The 17424-nt window shown below is 58.9% G+C and carries 14 protein-coding genes and 2 pseudogenes; 4 read left to right on the top strand and 12 right to left on the bottom strand.

The genetic code is table 11. The features are described from left to right. Window positions 1-55 precede the first annotated feature (55 nt). The 5 genes from AC07UR_RS29295 to AC07UR_RS29275 are packed head-to-tail and all read right to left on the bottom strand — an operon-like array spanning window position 56 to window position 7005. The gene (locus AC07UR_RS29295; RefSeq protein ID WP_173419493.1) at window positions 56-1729 is read right to left on the bottom strand and encodes a flotillin family protein; all 1674 of its coding nucleotides are present in this window, start codon (window positions 1727-1729) and stop codon (window positions 56-58) included. Then, window positions 1726-2478 carry a bacteriorhodopsin gene (locus AC07UR_RS29290; RefSeq protein WP_173419492.1) on the bottom strand — a complete coding sequence of 251 codons (753 nt, stop codon included), beginning with the start codon at window positions 2476-2478 and terminating at the stop codon, window positions 1726-1728. Before AC07UR_RS29290 ends, AC07UR_RS29295 begins: the two co-directional genes overlap by 4 nt. Window positions 2479-2525: 47 nt before the next feature. Next, window positions 2526-3887 (bottom strand): ABC transporter permease, encoded by a 1362-nt coding sequence (locus tag AC07UR_RS29285; RefSeq protein ID WP_173419491.1) that lies wholly within the window; start codon window positions 3885-3887, stop codon window positions 2526-2528. Then, the gene (locus AC07UR_RS29280; protein WP_327795882.1) at window positions 3887-5236 is read right to left on the bottom strand and encodes an ABC transporter permease; all 1350 of its coding nucleotides are present in this window, start codon (window positions 5234-5236) and stop codon (window positions 3887-3889) included. The genes AC07UR_RS29285 and AC07UR_RS29280 overlap by 1 nt, the downstream gene beginning before the upstream one ends. A gap of 44 nt (window positions 5237-5280) precedes the next feature. Then, window positions 5281-7005, bottom strand: a complete 1725-nt coding sequence (locus AC07UR_RS29275) for a sugar ABC transporter ATP-binding protein (RefSeq protein ID WP_494700225.1) — start codon at window positions 7003-7005, stop codon at window positions 5281-5283. Here AC07UR_RS29275 and AC07UR_RS29270 point away from each other — a divergent pair. Then, on the top strand, window positions 6920-7117 hold the full coding sequence (locus AC07UR_RS29270; RefSeq protein WP_234902915.1) for a hypothetical protein: 198 nt from the start codon (window positions 6920-6922) through the stop codon (window positions 7115-7117). The two genes, AC07UR_RS29275 and AC07UR_RS29270, sit on opposite strands and share 86 nt — an antisense overlap. Window positions 7118-7186: 69 nt before the next feature. Here the strand turns inward: AC07UR_RS29270 and AC07UR_RS29265 are convergent, their stop codons facing one another. From AC07UR_RS29265 to AC07UR_RS29250, 4 genes are all read right to left on the bottom strand, one after another. After that, entirely contained in the window at window positions 7187-8353 is a 1167-nt protein-coding gene (locus tag AC07UR_RS29265) for an ABC transporter substrate-binding protein (RefSeq protein WP_173420990.1), read from the bottom strand. A gap of 42 nt (window positions 8354-8395) precedes the next feature. After that, entirely contained in the window at window positions 8396-9166 is a 771-nt protein-coding gene (gene attM / locus AC07UR_RS29260) for an AttM family quorum-quenching N-acyl homoserine lactonase (protein WP_173420989.1), read from the bottom strand. Window positions 9167-9360: 194 nt separating this feature from the next. Next, window positions 9361-10209, bottom strand: coding sequence for an alpha/beta fold hydrolase (locus AC07UR_RS29255; protein WP_173419489.1), 849 nt, complete (start codon window positions 10207-10209; stop codon window positions 9361-9363). A gap of 28 nt (window positions 10210-10237) precedes the next feature. Continuing rightward, entirely contained in the window at window positions 10238-10627 is a 390-nt protein-coding gene (locus AC07UR_RS29250; RefSeq protein WP_173419488.1) for a hypothetical protein, read from the bottom strand. 167 nt (window positions 10628-10794) lie between these two features. On the opposite strand from AC07UR_RS29250, the gene AC07UR_RS29245 reads away from it, so the two are divergent. Continuing rightward, on the top strand, window positions 10795-11592 hold the full coding sequence (locus AC07UR_RS29245; protein WP_173419487.1) for an IclR family transcriptional regulator: 798 nt from the start codon (window positions 10795-10797) through the stop codon (window positions 11590-11592). Window positions 11593-11762: 170 nt separating this feature from the next. On the opposite strand, the gene AC07UR_RS29240 is transcribed toward AC07UR_RS29245, so the two are convergent. Next, window positions 11763-12560: an IclR family transcriptional regulator gene (locus AC07UR_RS29240; RefSeq protein ID WP_173419486.1), complete on the bottom strand. Its 798-nt coding sequence runs from the start codon at window positions 12558-12560 to the stop codon at window positions 11763-11765. A 69-nt stretch (window positions 12561-12629) separates the two neighbouring features. Then, window positions 12630-13586 carry an alpha/beta fold hydrolase gene (locus tag AC07UR_RS29235; protein WP_173419485.1) on the bottom strand — a complete coding sequence of 319 codons (957 nt, stop codon included), beginning with the start codon at window positions 13584-13586 and terminating at the stop codon, window positions 12630-12632. A 752-nt stretch (window positions 13587-14338) separates the two neighbouring features. On the opposite strand from AC07UR_RS29235, the pseudogene AC07UR_RS29230 reads away from it, so the two are divergent. Further along, window positions 14339-14629: pseudogene (locus AC07UR_RS29230) on the top strand (IS630 family transposase); the annotation flags it as partial. Window position 14630: 1 nt separating this feature from the next. Here AC07UR_RS29230 and AC07UR_RS29225 read toward each other — a convergent pair. Beyond that, complete coding sequence (locus AC07UR_RS29225) at window positions 14631-15608, bottom strand: AraC family transcriptional regulator (protein WP_209792142.1); 978 nt, start codon at window positions 15606-15608, stop codon at window positions 14631-14633. A gap of 337 nt (window positions 15609-15945) precedes the next feature. On the opposite strand from AC07UR_RS29225, the pseudogene AC07UR_RS29220 reads away from it, so the two are divergent. After that, window positions 15946-17298: pseudogene (locus AC07UR_RS29220) on the top strand (ISKra4 family transposase). Window positions 17299-17424 lie beyond the last annotated feature (126 nt).

Below are 17424 nucleotides of genomic sequence, written 5' to 3'. Positions count from 1 at the left end.
TCCTGCGCTCCGACGGAAAGTTGGGGACCGGGAGGAAACCCGGTCCCCCATTCGCTTAGTTGGCCCGGCTCTTGCCGCTAGCCCTTGGTTCAGGCGCGGAAGGCTCCGTGTATACGATCTTGGAGAGGTCGTTGAGCGCGTGAGCGCGGTGAACCGTGTCCCCACGCAAACCGATCTCACCGAGGAGCGTGTCGACGAAAGGCGCCTGCGTCCGGTAGCGGAGTGCCGAACTGACGACTTGCTCGGCGAGATTGCCGTCGCGCGGCGGAACACCATCCGCCCCGACAGTGAGGCCGGTTCCGTTCACAGTGCCGGACAGGCCTGGGAGTCCTTCGACGTGCATGATCTTGATGCCCTCGATCTTCTCCATTGGCTTGACGCTTTCGCGGATGATCGCGGGAAGGTTCTCGACAAGCGACTTGTGCAAGGCTGAACGGCGAGCAGCGTCGGAACGCAGATTCTCGGCGGCATTGAGCTTTTCCTTGCCCTGTGCTTCGACGCGTAACCGCTCCTCGAGGGCCGCGACCGCGATACGGTCGGCGTCCGCGCGATCCTGAGCAGCCGCCTTTTCGGCTTCGGCGAGGATGCGAACCTTTGCCGCTTCGGACTCGGCGGCGCGTTGCGCGTCGATCAGTTCGATCGCCTTCTGGCGGTTGGCGATTTCGGTGTCGCGGATGGTCTGGACGCGCTCCTGCGCCTCGACCATGGCCGCCCGGGCTACCTCGGCCTGCGCCTGCGCTTCCGAACGCTCCTTCGATTTGACGGACACGGCGATTTCGCGGGCCTGCTCTTCGATCTGCGTCACTTCGCGACGCTTGATCTCGAGCATTTCCACCTGCCGCTCCATGTCGATGCGCGCGCGCTCGACGGCTTCCCGCTCGCGCAGCTTAACGGACTCGATTTCTCGCTCTCTCGTCGCGTTTTCTGCGGCGATGACGGACTTCTTGTTCGCCCGCTCGACCGACACCTCGGCTTCGTGCGCAAGCCGTGCGTATTCGCTGTCCCGCTGAATCGCGAGACTCTTCTTCTCGGCTTCCAGGTTCTTCGCGCGGATCGCGACCTCCGTGTCCTTCTCGATGTCGTTGCGCTTCTTCTTACGAGTCTCGATCTGCTCGGTGAGCCAGGTCAGACCTTCCGCGTCGAAGGTGTTGGACGCATTGAAGAGCTTGATGTCGGTTTGATCGAGCGACGTCAGCGACACGGATTCGAGTTCCAGGCCGTCGAGCGCCAAGCTTTCCGCCACCTCCTGCTTCACCTCCTTCACGAAGGCTTGACGATTTTCATGAATCTGCTCGAGCGTCATTTTCGCAGCGGCGCCACCCATGGCGTCGACAAACCGGCCCTGGATCAGATCCTTGAGCTGCTCGGCATTCATGGTGCGGTTGCCCAAGCTTCGGGCTGCGGTAGCCACGGCGGCGATCTCAGGAGACACCCGGACGTAGAACTCGACCGTCAGCTCGACGCGCATGCGGTCCTTGGTGATCAAGGATTTCTCTCTGGCTCGGGAGACTTCGAGCCGCAGCGTATTCATGTTGACTTCCGTCAGGTCATGGAGGATCGGCAGCACGAGCGCACCGCCTCCCATGACAACCTTCTCACCACCGAAGCCGGTGCGCACGAAGCTTACGTCCTTCGTGGAACGGCGATACAGCCAGTGCAGAAGATAAGCGGCGACTGCGATTATGATCGCGGCCAGGATAATAATGGCAATTACATCTGCACCCTTCATGGACGTCTTCCTTCAGAATGAGCAGGGGTTACGGGCAAATGATGGGCTTCAGTCTTTTTGGCCTCCTCGGAGACGAGGACACCGGTCGCCAGAACGGCGACACCGAAGGCCATGCGGTTGAGGATGTCAGCGACGTTGTAGGCCACCGACAGGCTGCCATCGTCGGTCATCCCGGCGAAGGCGGTCAGGAAGTTGCCGAGCGGATAGATCGCCCAGCCAATCGTCACGATCAGCCGCAACCAGAAATATCCGCGGCGAAGATGGTCACCCGTGGCAGCACGCACGACGTCGTCCATGCGACCGAAGTAGAGCTCGCCAAGAATGTAGAGCCAGAAAACAAGTCCGATCAGGAAGGCGAGCGTCGGATGCATGTACTGGGCCTCGCCAAGATACCTGACGAAAACCATCAGCACGGCGACCACAATCAATCGCCAGAAGAGTCCTGCGCCCAGCTTTCCTGCTGATTTTGCCAAGAAATACAAAGCCATGACTTGAACGGGCATCGAGATGGCCCAACCGACGTAATGATAAACGACGGGAACGCCGCCGCCTGCGAGCCAGGCGTTTCTCGCCTCGAATGCCGCCGGTATTCCGACGAGCGCTGCGATTGCGCAGAGCGCCACAGGAAGGCGCCAGTTGCGCCCCACCCAGGCGGTTCCAAGGAGCAACAGGATTGCGGTGGCGGCCAGGCCGAACAGGGCTACGGAATAGCTCGCCGCCGTGAGGTCCGTGGTCTGATAGACGGCCATTTTAAAGTCTCCCTTCGCGGAAATACGTACGTTTCATGCAAACCTCCTCAAATCTGCGTTCGGATGTGTGGGGAACGGGCGTAAAGCGCTACCATCGGCAGAATGAGCAGGCCGAAGATGAACTGTTGCCACTTGAAATCGAGGCCGATGCCGACCAGGAAGCTGGAGAGCACCTGAAGGACGAGCACCCCGATTACGGTAAAGCCGTAGCCCCCTGCGCCGCCGAGGAGGGAGGTTCCCCCCACGACCACCGCGGCCAAGGTCAAGAAGAGATACTGATCGCCGACACCGATGAAGCCGCCGCCCGACCAGCCCAGCAAAAGTCCGCCGGTGAGCGCTGCGAAGAAGCCGGACAACGCGTAGACGGCGACCCAGTAGCGCATCTCGGAGATCATGATGCGGCTGGCCGACGTGCGGTTGACACCGAGAGCGTACAGGTAGCGGCCATAAACCGTGGTTCTGAGACCAATGATCAAGATTATCGCGATCAGAGCCCAGATAGCGATCACGGGCGGGAACGGAAGGCCGAAGGTCGATCCGTTCATCGCGGAGAAGTTGGAGAGCCAGGCGGGAACCGTCCCGAACACGTTGCCCGAGTAGGCCGATCCGATCGAAGTGATGATCTGCACGCCACCCGAGATCGCGAATCCGGTTCCGAGCGTGACGATGAGGGCTTGTCCCTGAAGCCGATAGCTCAGCAGGCCGTTTATCACACCGAGCAGCGTGCCTATCGTGAGGACGATGATCACGGCCAGCCACGGGGGAACGCCCAGGCCGATGAGGTACAGGAGACCGACGTTCGCCCCGCCGATAATGAACGGGATCGAGAGGTCGAGTCCGCCCAGCAGCGCCACAAGGGTCTGGCCGACCGAGGCTATGCCGAGGAACGAGGCGAACAGGAGCATCGACTTGATGTTGTTGCCGGACGAAAAGCCCTCGATGTTCATCGATCCGACTGAGAACAGGCCCGCGAGGACCATGATGCCGATAAATGCCGAACGGTTCTGCTGGAACTGCCGCCCGAGGGTTCTGGTGAGAACGAGTATCACCAGCAGAATGATCAGCGAGATCACGTTCCAGATGTTGAAGAATGCCTCGACCGTCAGCGACAGCAGCAGGAAAGCGAGCAGAATGAGCCCGAGTCCCAGCAGCGGCCAACGGTACTGGGTCCAGGCTTGCCTAAGCGGACTGAGCCCGTCCGTGTGCCGCGCCTCGCCGTCGATGAACTGGCCGATGAGATAGCGCCAAGCCCAGTAGAAGAGCACGAGGGTGGCAATAGCCGACAGAATGATGATTTGGACGGAAATCGCTTGGGCGAACCCGAACCCGATCCCGATAACGGTCAGAATGATGCCAATGACGAGGCCGAGAATTCTGGCCGGAAGGCTGAGTTGCGGCAGCTTGTCCATTACTTTATCACCTCAGTCTGCGTGGTGTTAGCGCCCTCGGCGATCACGTAAGCTCCGGCAAGCGCAAGGGCGGCCACGACGACAGCGACAGCGGGTCCGATCGTCCGTCTGCTTGATTGACCGATGGCCAGTCGAAGGAAAACCGCGACGATGATCAGGATGATCGATGAAAACACGAGCGGAGCGGCCGCAAGACGCAGGGCCTCGGTCTCGGTGGTGAGCGAAGCCGTCTCCAGTGGCGCGGTGAGCGCCGCTTGCAGGCTGAAAGGACCGGGGACATACACGCCGACCGCACCGAGCGAGCCATAATCGAAGGTCGCATGAAGGATGATACCGAGAACGACGACGGACAGCGCAACGAAATAGAGAAGTGGCGAGAAGTTGCGGATGTAGCGCTGGATCACGGGAATGAGCAGCGTCATCAGCAGGGAGATCACCAGGATAACGCCGTAGGCCAGATTCGTCACGAAGCTCTGGACCGATCCGAAGTTGAACGACGAAAGCACGTAGGTGATCAGGTAAAGATTTAGTGCGCCGAGGGCCGAACCAAATACGCCGCCCCGGCCGCCCCCAAGCGATGCGCCACCAAGCACGAGGGCCGTGACCGCGATGAGCGTGTAGGTCGTCCCCTGCGAAGGATCGCCCGATGAGATCAGAGCGGTAAAGCAGATAGATGCGAGCCCGGCGAAGCACCCGGAAATCAGATGCGCGCCGATGCGTACAATCGTGATTGGAACGCCCGAGGTGTAGGCGGCGCGTTCATCGGAACCCATCAGACGCAGGTGCGTGTAGAAGGCCGTCGCGGTGAAGAGGAGCCAGGCAGTGGTGGCCAGTAGCAGAATGACCAGAATGGGAGAGAAGATTTCGATCCCGAAGCCCCACTCCTCCATGAAAGCAGGAGCCGTCCCACCCGGCCGCGGGAGAATGACAAGGTTGATCCCGGTCAGCGCAAGATATCCGGAGAGCGAGACGATGATCGGTTGGACACGGACATAGATGACGATCAGCGAGAAGATGAGCTGGTAGGCAGCGCCCACTCCCATGCAGTACAGGAAGACCGGAATCGGACTTTCAAGCAGTCCCGCCGCATGGAGTTGGATCATCGTGACGTTGATGAAGCCGATCAGCGGGCCGACCGACAGGTCGATGGTGCCTCGTCCCGCGATGGTCGATGCCATCAGGGCGTAGGTGGCGAGAATGAGGGGCGTAACCACGATGATCGCAGCGCCGATACCCGACGCGCTCATGAGGCTCGGCGCTCTCAGCACGGCGACCGAGAGGAGCGCGAAGAAGAGGGTGATCGGCATAAGGAGGAAGGGATTCGACCGTCCCCCTTGGGCTTCGGCCACGACCGATTTTGTCGCAGCGGTGATGGTATTTATAGCCGAAGCGCTCATTTCCGGCTCCCTTGACGTTTGGCGCCGAGATCGTCGAATTCGACGACCCGAATTGACTTAGGGGCGATTTTGTCTTCGGAGCGGGGAAGCGGCACGAACCGCTCCGTTGGCGTCGCGCTGAACGTCGGAAGCGTGTCCCCGACTCTCAGTGTGGCCTTTATTTCCGGTGGAATCTGCACGGTAACTCGGACGCCATCGCCGGCCGCGGCGACGGGCATCAGCCCCGACGCTCGATGTGGCGAAAGACCGAACGGACCGGTGAGCCCATGGCCCGCCGTTTGGCCGAACATGGCCTCGAGCACTCGCTTGGGATCGAGACTCCGGCCATCAAAGGCGTCGAATGGGGCTCCGTCCCGGAAGACGACGACCCTGGTGGCGAAGCCGAGGAACTCCTCAATTTCGGAAGAGAGATAGATGACGGCTCTGCCCTCTTCAGCGAACGTCCGGAGGTGCTTGTAGAGCTCCGTTTTCGCACCGACGTCGATGCCTCGCGCCGGGTCGTTCAGGATGATCACGTCGGGCCGCATTGCAAAGCCACGGCCGATCAGAACCTTCTGCTGGTTTCCACCCGAAAGGGAGGTGATCCGGTCCTCTTTGGCACCGAACTTGATAAGGAGGTTCTCGGCTTCACGCTTGAAGATCGTGCCGAGGGGGCCACGATCGACGAATCCAAGGATGCCGCCCCGCTTCTTCTCGCGGTAGAGCGGCATCACCATGTTCTCGAAAATCGACAGCGACGCGAAAATTCCTTCGCGCTTGCGATCGCCGGACACGTAGGCGATCTTGCCTTTGACGGCCTCGGGCAGATTCCGCACTGGCGACCAGGTTCCGTGACGGGAAGCCACCTGGACCGCCCCGTTGGACGCGGGGATCACGCCTGCAAGAACTCGGACGAAGGCATCCTGGCCCTGGCCGTCGAGTCCGGCGACGCCGACGATTTCGCCACGTCGCAGATCGAAATCGAAGGTCCTGCCGTTTCGCCAGACAGCGACGTTGCGTGCCTTCAGTGCGCGTTCGTTTGTCTTTGGGATTGGGGCGGTCGTCGCGCTGTGCCCGCTGCGGTCTTCGCCGGTCATGAGCGCGAGAAGGTTCTTCTCGGTGATGTCCGCCTTTTCCAGGATCCCGACGTCGCGACCGTCGCGGAACACGGTGGCGCGATCGGAAATCCGGACAAGCTCCGCGATGCGGTGTGTAACGATCAGGATCGTCGTCCCCCTGTCGCGAAGCGCCCTCATCTTGGCGAAGAGCCGCTCGGTGGAATCGAAGTCGAGCGCTGCGGAACTCTCGTCGAGGATGAGGATCTTCGGTTCTGAAAGCAGGGCGCGGGCGATCGTGATCCACTGCTTCAGTCCGAGTGGCAGCGTTCCGACAAGTGCGTGAGGATCGACCGGTTCTCCGGCGAGCTCTTCCATCAACTCGGCGGCGCGGCTAACTTTCCGCTCCTGGGAGAGGGTCTTGGTAAAGAGGTGGTCTGCTCCCATGAAAATGTTGTCGACGATCGAGCTTTCGTCGGCGACCAGGACTTCCTGGTAGACCGTCGAAATGCCGAGGGCTCGGCTCTCCGCCGGCGTGGAGGGAGTCTCGCCCAGAATGGATACGGTCCCGCTATCGATAGGAAGAACACCGGAGACCACCTTGGCCATCGTGCTCTTTCCGCATCCGTTGCCGCCTACGATCGCGTGGATTTCCCCGGCGCGCGCCGAGAAGGAGGCGCCGTCCAAGGCCCGCGTCGGGCCGAAGTACTTTTTTACACCACGCACGACGACGGTGTCTCGAGATGCGATCTGGGTAGTTTCTGTGGCGGAAGACGTCATGATTCATCCCGTCCGCTGAAAGCGACGACCAAAAGGATTCAATTGTGGACTAGAGAGGATGGGCCGCATTCGCGCGGCCCCTTTCGCCTCACGGCTTGTAAGCGCGTGGATCCGCCGGGCGAAGGAAGAAATCGTCCAGATACGAGGGGTCGTAACCCCAGCCTTTCGCACCGACCTTCAGCCACTCTGCGCTGTCGACCGAGCAATCTTCGTTCATCAACTTCTTCAGGTCATCGAACGTAATCTTGACCGGATCCACAAGGATCGACTGGACCTTCGGCCCCTGCCCCTGCAGCGTGCGCATCATGACGTGCCACATCAGTGCCATGTCGTCGGCCGGGGGCCACAGTTGGAACGAGGTGTTGATGTAGTTCGGGTTCTGCCGCCAGTAGCAAAGCGCGCCCAGCTCGCCTCCGATTGCGACCGGGATGTCTCCGCGACCAGCCTGCTGCACCGCGCGCAGCACGCCCATTTCAGCCGCCGACTGCACCACGATGCCGTCGAGCTTTCCAGGATTCGTCGCCAGCCATTTCTGGACTTCGCCTTGGGCGACCTGGTCGGTCCACATGCCGGCCACAGAGCCAACGACTTTGATGTCCGACGATGTTGCAAGGCCGGCGAGAACACCGCGGTTCTGGCTGTCCGAGCCCGACGTTCCCGGAATGCCTTCGACGACCAGAACATTTCCCTTGCCGCCGAGCTGTTCGACCATCGCCTTGCCGATCTCGTAGCCGCCCACGTGGTAGTTGACGGACGAGTTGATCGCATATTCGGAAGTCAGGTAGCCGGTCATGGAAAACACCGGAACACCCTTGGCAGCCGCGTATTTGACGGATGCGTTCAACGCGGTGGGATTCGAGCAGCAGAGAATGACGGCGTCCACGCCCTGATCGACGAGCTGGCGAATCTGCTGAATCTGTGTGGAGTCGTTGAGATTGGACTGTGTCACGACGAGTTCAGAAAGGAGACCAAGTTCCTTCCACTCGGGAACGATCTCGTTCTGCAGTTCGTTCATGGCCGCGGCACGCCAGGTGTTTCCGGCATAGGACGACGCGTATCCGATCTTCCAAGGCGGTCCCTTCTTCGCTTTGAAATCCCGCCACTTGCTCGCGCCGATCGGTTGCGCGGGATCAAGCATATCTTTGTTATAGAGACGTTCGACGACGTCGGGTTTGAGTTCGTCCAGCCCCTCCGCCAGCGTGCTCGTCGTGAGCGCGCCCAGAACTGCTGCTGCATACGCGATAGTCTTAAGCATACGTCCTCCTCCAGTTGATATGCTGTCGTTGCGATTCATGCGTCAGTCATAGAAGTCGTGCGGCGCCTTCCGGACGCCTGCCCAGGCCTGCGGATCGTGGCCGGTGATGACGGTCGCCCCGGTCGAGGCTGCGATCCGATGGAGCTTGGCGACTGAATCCGCCGCCTGCGCCGATGAGACCACGAGTCCGGGCAGAGCCCGATTCTCCCAGTGGTCCTTTGTGTAGGCTGCGTCGATGGTGAGCAGGATCGGACCGCTTTTCGGCAGATTGATTAGAAAAGACTGGTGCCCGGGAGAATGGCCCGGCGTGAAGATCATCCGAACCGTTCCGTCGCCGAAGAGGTCGTAATTGTCGGTGACTTCTCCGCCGAGGAATTTCCAGTTCAATCCCGGGCGATCGAAGTCAGAACGAATGTAGGCGCCCGCTGAAAACCAGTGCGGCTTCAAAGCGTAGTCGTACTCGCTTCGCTGAACGTAGTACTGAGCGCGCGGGAACCGACCGATGGCGCCGGTGTGGTCCAGATGAAGGTGCGACTGCAAGACGTAGCGGACATCATGCGGCGCCACGTCGACCATTTTGAGCTGGTCGACGCAGTTCTCCGAGACCGCCATGATAGGATCGTACGTCTCGACGACCTTGCCCCAATGACCATGCTTGTCGATGGCGGCCTCTACCGCGTTGCCGCCATCGATTACGACATTGCCTTGCGGGTGCTTGATCAGGAACCATGGCACGGGGATCTCGATGTCCCCATCGCCCTGGTTCATCTTGATGTACTTCACCTTCGTTCGAAGAGTTCCGGTTTGGAACATATGCAATTCGATCCCCGAAGACTTGCGCCGGGAACGTGGCGCTTCCTTCAGGGCCGGGGAGAATTGGGGACGGGGGGCCAGAGCCGAGCCGCTGCTCCTCGGCGACGCCGATTTTCCCTCGGCCTCGACACGGCGCCCTTTTTCATCAAACTCGATGATTTTCATAGGTAAGCCTCGTTGTCGCTGTTCATCGATCAGGTGCGCTCGTCGATGATGCGGAGAGCCTCTTTGAGGTACACCGCAAACAACGGGTAGTTTTCAGACATCGGGAAATGGCCGATGTCTTCCATCTCGATGTAGATGCCGCCCGGAATCTGTCTGGCCGTATTTTCCGTCGCCTCGGGCGGGGTCAGATAGTCGTACGTGCCGGTCATCATGATCACGGGGCAGCGCTTGGTATCGATGTTTTCCAGCTTGCCGCGTAGGTCGTGATCGATGGAGTAGAAGTAGAGATCGCCTTTGAAAACTTCGGAGCCCTGGCTGTAGTAGTGCCAGGTCAACCAGCGGTCCATGTCAGGGCTCTGGGGGGCCATCAAGTCCCACACGCCACTGGCGCAGACCTGGGCAGCATTGGCGTGCGGATGGCGCCACCAATCAAGGTAGAAGCCCGGCGCATGTTCCGCGGCTTCCACCGGGATGACGGCGCGGAACTTGTCGGGATGATGCAGAGCGAGCTGGAGAGCAACGTTGCCGCCGAAGCTCGATCCCATGAAGATCGGGCGGTCGAGTTCCAGCGCCTCCGACAGCGCGATGATGAAGTTCATGTAGTGGCTGGCGGTGAGGGTGTATTCCTCCTTCCACCATTCGCGGTTCAACGGCGGGTCGGATTTGCCGTGACGTGCCAGATCGTAGGCAATGATGTCGTAATCCTTGGTGATGGATTCGTCTTCAAGGAGTCCGCGCCATTGGTGATTGTGGCAACCAGCCGTGTGCTGGCACATCACCGGAACGCCCGTCCCGTTGCGCAGATAGAAAACCTTGTATTCATAGCCATCCACGTTGATCGTCACGTAACGGCCGATGACTGGAGAATGCTTTGCCATTCCAATGTTCCTTCAGATCGAATTCTGCTCAGACCGGCACACCGACTTTGCGCAAGAGTTCAAATTGGACGGTGAAGTTGCGCAGGTTCTGCATCATCACGAGGATGTTGCCCTCGATCTTCAGATCGCGTCGGAAGCTCGCCGACCAGATTCCGTGATACATTGGGTCGGGGATAGGCTTGGCGAACTCACGCCAGGTCGCCGGGCTTGCCTTCAACGCGAAGTCATAGGCGTCGAGCGGCTGGGGATCCGTGTTGATTCTGTAGGTTTTGCCGTCGACCATCTCCACGATGATCTTCTGCGTGCCCATGTCCCAGAGGAACGTGCACGTGTAATAGCGCGCCATTGCCCCTATTGTCGGGTCGCGATCGGTCGCCTCCCCGAACTTTACAGCCCAGTCGCGGACGTTCAATGCCATGCAAACCTCCCAAAGAAGCACGACCCGAAATGGACGGGAACTCGCCCCTCCCCTTCGCCTGCCGTTCAATATGCTGAACACTTTTCAGTAGACGGGACGCTAATCGCCAGGTTATACGACTGTCAAGAGGAAAAGCGGCGCCGGAAGAGACAAAGTCGGGAGGGCTCATGGATCCACAGACGCGCAAAGCCAAACATGTGCCAGCGCTTGAACGTGGCGCGCGGATTCTCGACCTGGTGGCCCGGTCCAGGAGCTTTCTGAGTCTTTCCGATCTTTCTCGTGAACTGAAGATCGCGAGAAGTTCGGTGCACACGCTGTGCCATACGTTAATCAATCTTGAGCTGTTGATCCGACGGAATGATCAGACCTTTCAACTCGGGCCGCATGTGATGCGGTGGTCGAACGCGTTTACCCTTCAGTCGGACGTCGCCACCGAATTCGCGTCCATCTGGGACCAGGAGACAGAGTTACCTGGTGCCACCATCACCCTGACGGTGCTCGAGGGAGCAGAAGTGGTCTACATCGCCGCCCGAAACTCGGAGTTGAGCAACACTCGCATCGACTTCCGAACCGGTATGCGCCTTCCGGCCGCGTTCACAGCTACCGGGAAGGCGTTTCTCAGCCACATGAGCGACTTTGAAGTGCGCAGACTGTATCCGGAAGGGCTACCGCCTGTGCGCACGCCAAGGAGCGTTCAGGACGTTGACGACTTGCTCAAGGAACTGCAGGAAGTTCGCAGGGTGGGTTATAGCTGCGATGACGAGCAGGTCGCGGAAGGAATCGTGTGCTTCGGGGCCACCGTGCTCGATTCCCGAAATCGACCCATCGCCGGGGTTGCAGTCAGCTTACCGAACGAGGCTGTCAATGACAGCATCCAGCAAAAGGCAATCGCCAACGTGAAACGCATCGCAACGCAGCTTTCCCATCGCATGGGCGCGGATCTACACGGAACCGTCGGCCCGTAGAGTCCGTGAACGTAGGACCGCAATTCATTGACGACATGGTCGCCACTATTTTTAGGATTTACTGGTTGGACGGACACGCTCGCGGCCACCGTTCACTTCTGCGCTCGAAAGGTTAGCGAGGTTTACTGCTTTCCTGAACGTTGCCCTGTAGGTAGGGCCGCGACGGATCGCTATGGGTTGGAACTCCGGTTCTGTACGTCGGCGCCCATCCGTCGAGATAGGCGACTGGCAAGTGACGCGACGACAGACGATACGTTGTGCAACGCTGTTCCTTCCACAAGTTCGCTTGGGGCGCTTAGCATCACCGCTGCAAGGGGCTTGTTGACTGCGTTCATCACCGGAGAGCTGATATTCGTCACGCCGTCGATGCACTGACCGACATCGGTGAAAATTCCTTCTGTCCGCGCCTCCTTCAGCTCCAGAAGAAGTTCGTCAACACCTAGTACGGATTTGTGGGTGAGGGGCGCTGGAAAGCTGCTGGCCACCGATCGACGGATTTCGAAATCGGGCAACAGCGAGAGGACCGCCTTGCCGGAAGCAACGAAAACGGCCGGAAGCCGCATCCCCGGACGCGCCGCAAAGCGATTGCCCGCAGCCGCCTGCCTAGCGGCAATAAAGACCATATCCATCTCTTCGGGCACGGAAAGTGAAGCAGTCGCGTGCTCGGGAATGGAAACCTCATCGCAAAGCAACGCGAATTCAGTCGCGACATCCGTCTGACGGTCGAAGCCGTTGGACCACCGAAGCACATGCGGCCCGACAACAAAGGTTTGATCCGGTCGTCGGACCAAGAGCCCTAGTTGCACCATCGTCCCGCAGAGACCATGCACAGTGCTCTTGGGAAGATCTGTCTCCCGTGCCAGTTCGGAAACGGTTAGGAACCGCCTTGAGGAACTCACGAGATCCAAAATCTCGGCAGCCCGCTCGACTGCCGGGACCAGCTTTTGTAGGGACTTGTCTTGATCCATAGCGCACCAGTATCCGTTTCACCCAGCTATAGGTATCAACGGCACTCAAGACAACCGGCATGAATTGGCCTAGGCGACAAGCAAACAGGCTGGTTTGTCGTCCGCACCGGTCAACTGCGGCTGAATTGGCAAAAGACACGGGATCTTTTTCGTTCCTTTCGCTTTACGACGCGTCGCTGGATCAATTGCGCTCTGCATTGCGGGCTTGCGACCGCGGCTTTGGTCGAGCTGGTGCCGGACAAGTGTGATGACCTGTTCTGGGTTTTCAAGATGAACGAAATGACCCGCGTTTCTCAACGTGACCCAGCAGACGTCACCGCGTATTCGAGCAGCAATGGCGGCGGCCTGATCGAGGCTGATAAATTCATCACGCGCTCCTTGAATAAGCGTTACCGGCACTGAAATCCCCTCGAAAAACTTTGTAGCATTCCATCGTCTCTGGCACTCCGACAAGCGAATCTCACGCCAACGGCGAAAGAAAATGTCGGGTTCGTGGCTGCCGGATACAAGGTTTGACAATGACTCCGGCGCATCCCCCAGCGCGGAAATAGCCTCAAGGGTTGCGCAAAGGTATTGATCGCCAAAGCAGTAGGCGGCCAGCCCGACGACACCCAGGACCCTTTCCGGGAAGAGCCCGGCCAAGATCAAAGCGACAGACGCTCCATCGGCGTGTCCAACAAAGTCTGCAGAAGAAATATCAAGCGCATCCATCAAAGCAGGCAGAACGACGCTCGCTTCGAAAAACAAGGGGTCAGAAACGCTTGGTTCCAAGCATTGCGTACCCCCGCATCCTGGGCGAGACAATGCGATCAACCGCAGGTCCGGCATTAACATCGCGAGATCAACAGCAATGTCCAAGAGCGCCGACCAATCGCCGAGCCCATGGGGCAGGAATATCAGCGCTTGCCCGGAGGGATTGCCAATTTCGACCGCTTCGACGTCACCAGCGCGGGTCTTGATCATTCTCGGCGCGGTTAATGTTTCGTACTCGGTGTGTCGTCTCGCATTTGCGCGATCTTGTCTCATGACGTAGCCTCCCAACTTCGTCGGATTCTCCTGCGACAGACCCTGCTGTCTCTCCCTTCCCACCTAGGTTCCTCTCCTCATAGGCAGGGTCAACGCCAACTGGTCCTTTAGCTCTTTCCAGAGAATTTGTTCTCTGTTAGCTCCACCGGCCTGTTGTTGGCTACTAGTCTAGGAGTATATGGCGAACGGCGAAGGCCGCCATTCGCCAATTGCTCTGCAAAAGGCAATTCTTGCTGTCTTGTGAACATGCTTGCAACGCCGGCCGAAGGTGGCCAGAGAGCGACTGCAGACCGAGGTCACACGCTGCAATCGCGTCCTCTGTATCTGCACTCATCTTGACAGCCAAACTAACCTGCAGGGTCACGCCAATCGCGGGAGCGACTGCTCCCCAGTGGCGAAAGGTCGGCGACGCACCCATCGAAGTTGAAGCATATAGGTGACGAGGAATGGCGCGCGCGAACCATGAAGCTTCCTGCCGCTTTCAACGCTGCGTTACGCTAAGGCGCGTGAGCGTTGTTGCTGGTGGATTGATCGCGACAAAAGAGTCCGATTTTGGATTCCGATCGGTGTCGAATTTGCGACGGTTCACCATGCGCTCCGGCACTACATTTGACCTCACCGCCGCCGACAGGGCCCGGCTCGAAGCCGTCGTTGCAAATCGCGGTTCGCCGCAAAAGCATGCGTGGCGGGCCAGGATCACGTGATGAGCGACGAAGGCTTGGGAACAGTGGCCATTATGGCGGCAACTGAATCACAAACAGCCAAAGGTCCGCCCCTGGCTGGCAAGGCTTCCGCGATGGACCTTCCACTTCGTTCCAACATCATGTTCATGGCTGAACGCCGTCGAGGGCTTCCTCGCAAAACTGACACGCCGACGGTTGACGCACGGCGTCTTTCACTCCGTCGTCGACCTGCAGGCGGCCATCGATCGGGTCATCAAAGAGCACAACCAAGAACCGCGCCCATTCGTCTGGAAGGCAGGTCCCGAGGAAATCATGGCCGCCGTCAAACGGGGGCACCAAGTGTTGGCATCAGACCACTAGCCTAGTGTTGGCTGCGGTATTGGGTCGGTGACAAGCCGACAGACTTTTTGAAGGCCCGTGCAAAATTCGTTCCTGATGAAAACCCGGTCGACAACGCAACATCTTCAACCGTGATGGTAGGATCCGCGAGTAGGGCTTTTGCTCGCGCGACACGCAAATCCGTGAAGTACTGAACGGGCGCGCTTCCGGTCGCCAGCTTGAACGCTCTCGCAAAGTGATAGACGCTCAAGCATGCAACACCCGCAAGCTCGTCCAAGGTTATATCGGCCCCTAGGTTCTGGTACATGAATTCAAGCACTCTGTTCAGCCGTGCGTGATCTAAGGCACCCGATGCTTTTCCATCGATAAAGCGTCCGGATAATTTATTCGGCTCTTGGCGTGTATAGTGTTGAAGCATTCTTGCTGCGAGCGCGAGTGCTAGTGAGTCGAGGACGATTCGGCCAGCGGACTGCTCCGCTTGAAGTTCTTCTGCTATTGCCAAGCCAATATGCTGAACTAATGGGTCGTAAAACCCACCGGTATACATGAGACCGGAATCTACCGAGCTGCCGTCCAAGCTTTCCAAATTTCCGAACAGGTCCTGAGGAAGGTAAAGATGGAGCATCTCCAGGGAACCGGAATGGATATGCAGGTATTTGACCGCCACGCCGCGCGGGCAAATGCACGCTGAGCCTGGTCGAGAAAGAAATTTCTGCTCCGGCCCATCGGCGCGCCGCTTAATCTTGGCAGAACCAGAAAGAGCGATGATAACTTCGTTTACCTGCTGCACGAATGCTGTGCAGTGCAGATCCTCGTGTCGACGGACTTCGGCCGTAATGCTGCTGCCCCATCCCCGATTAACAGACGACGCGAGCAGCTTGCTTCCACCTAGCTCATATTTGCTTCCGAGTAACACGCCGGCCTGGTTTCCGCTGCCTAACAGTCCAGTTTCAGTCGCTGGTTTTGCCGCAATGTTACTCGAATGGTGGTTGCTAAGCATAGGCAACTTCTCCTCCCCGTAGGCTGACGGACAATCTGTCATCCATTCCTGTCTCAGAGCCCCCTCAAACCGACTCTAACGAGGCGCATAGCATCGATGATTGCCTCTTTCTAATATTCATATGGGAACGCTTTCAGGAAGTCGAGATAGCCGGGTCGCGATAAGAAGCGCGGTCATTGTGACGCGATCCAGGGGTATTTAAGTCACTCCGACTATCGTGCCGAGTAGCCACGGAACGCCGGACGACTAGTTCTGCCTCGAAGAATTGGGGGGAGTGGGAAAATGGTAGGGGTAAGAAATTTCGGGTAAGCAGCTGCCTTTTCTGAAGGGGCATTCGTTGGCATCGCAATTAAAGATGATCATCTCGGCCGAGCTTGTTGCCATTGACGGCGTGTCACAGCGTTGCGAAATTGCCAAGGTCGACCGGTCTCTCGATGGGGCCCGTCTCAACGATTTTGGCCTCTCCCTCGAAGAAGCCAAGGAGATACAGCGGCGCCTCCAACAGGAGCTGACGCAGTTTCAGACGGATTAAGCCGCCCAGCGAGATCGGAAGTGCCAAGACTGTAACCGCCGTCGCTCGGTGCATGATAGTAGGTACCGCACGATCCATTCGCTCTTTGGATCTTGCCAAGTGCGTGTCCCGCGGTGGTGCAGCTGTGCATGCGGATCGACCGCGAGGTTGGGAACGGGAAGCGTCGAGACCCTGTTGAATGGCCGAGCTACCCCGGAGTTGGAGTGCATCCAAGCCGAACTGGCTCCCGGTTGGCATTTCGAGAAGCAGCGCGTGTACTTGATATCTTTGTGCCGGCCACGCGGCCTCATAATCATCGAACCGTGAGCAACCGGCTGGGCAAGGCTGCCGATCAGATCGAAAAGTGGGATGTCTCGCGAGACCCTATCGAATCAGTCGCGCCGGCAAGTCTCCCGTTTCCGTTTTCATTGATGGCGCCTATATTCGCGCGGTTCCCGGCTATCAAAGCCGGCATTTCGAGATCGCGATGGGACGCGTTGTTGCGCAAGGCCGAGCACCGCGTCAGTTTGCCGGTGCGCCGAATATCGCTACCGGCAAACACGATATCGTTCGCGCGGCGATGCGCGCGCAAGGATGGCTGCCTGGCCGAGACATCACTGTCTTTAGCGACGGAGAGGTCGGGCTGCAGAGCATCGTCGTCAGTGCAACACGTCAGCCCGTCACGCATATTCTCGACTGGTTTCATCTATCGATACGGCTGCGGCACATCGAACAGGCCTGGGAGGGCATCTGCAAAATCTGGATGTCTATCTGCAAAACGTCGCAGTGCATGTGCCCAGGCTTCGGCATCTCCTCTGGAGCGGATATGTCCGAGAGGCAAGCGAAGCCGTAAAGCAGATGCTCGCCCAATTGGATCAGCATCGCGGTTTTCGCGACGCCCCCGGCAAAATCAGGCGCCTATACGAGCTGATCAACAATCTCGGCACTTACCTGGGGCAGAACGCAGCTTCGATCGTCAACTACTGTCGGCGATACTGGTCCGGTCAGCCGATATCCAGTTCGCCGGCCGAAAGTGCCGCCAACAGCCTCGTCAATGCCCGTATGAATAAGAAGCGGCAGATGTGTTGGACACCGATCGGTGCTCATGGGGTTCTTCAAGTCCGAGCCGCCGTCGCGGACGGCCGTCTCAAACAGGCAAAGCTCGACCTAGCAGCCTAACCCCCAGCTTTGGCCGCTCCCTTAATGTCTGATGGATCTCGCGGCGGTAACCGCCTTGGCCACGCGGTCAACTCAAGGGGACAAGGCTCGTTTGAAGGCCGACTCATCGCCCCGTTCTTTCAGGCA

It is taken from the genome of Ensifer sp. GW821-FHT05G01 (assembly GCF_059419585.1).
Note: the sequence above shows the minus strand (reverse complement) of the source record. Positions and strands in the feature narration are given on the sequence as shown.